The organism is Lacinutrix salivirga (genome assembly GCF_053604675.1).
This window is the reverse complement of record NZ_JBSHNP010000043.1, coordinates 1-435: the sequence shown is the minus strand read 5'-3', so window position 1 is coordinate 435 and position 435 is coordinate 1. Positions and strand designations below refer to the sequence as shown.

The window sequence follows — 435 nt, the reverse complement described above, 5'->3', positions numbered from 1 at the left end:
TTTGATTATACAATTACAGATGCAGATGGCGATGAGTCTACAGCAACAGTAACCGTAACAGTAAATCCAATTGTAGATGTAGAAGACGATACAACAACTACAGACGAAGACACACCAGTAGTGGTAGATGTTTATGATAACGATAACGACATCCCAACGGAAGGCACAATCGCAATCACAACACCACCAACCAATGGAACTGTAGTCATAACAGATCCAAACAATACACCAGACGATCCAAGTGATGATGTAGTAACCTACACACCAAACCCAGGATTTACAGGAACGGATACATTTGAATATACAGTATGTGATAACGCAACACCAACACCAAACTGTGATACAGCAGAAGTAGAGGTGACAGTAAATGCAGAAGACGTACCAGTAGCAGAAGATGATGTAGCAGAAGTAGATGAAGACAGTACAGACAATGTA

At 40.7% G+C, this 435-nt stretch carries 1 protein-coding gene; it reads left to right on the top strand.

Translation table 11 applies throughout. The features are described from left to right. The coding region (locus tag ACVC5O_RS01395; RefSeq protein ID WP_452219673.1) for an Ig-like domain-containing protein at positions 1–435 on the top strand (435 nt) is incomplete at both ends.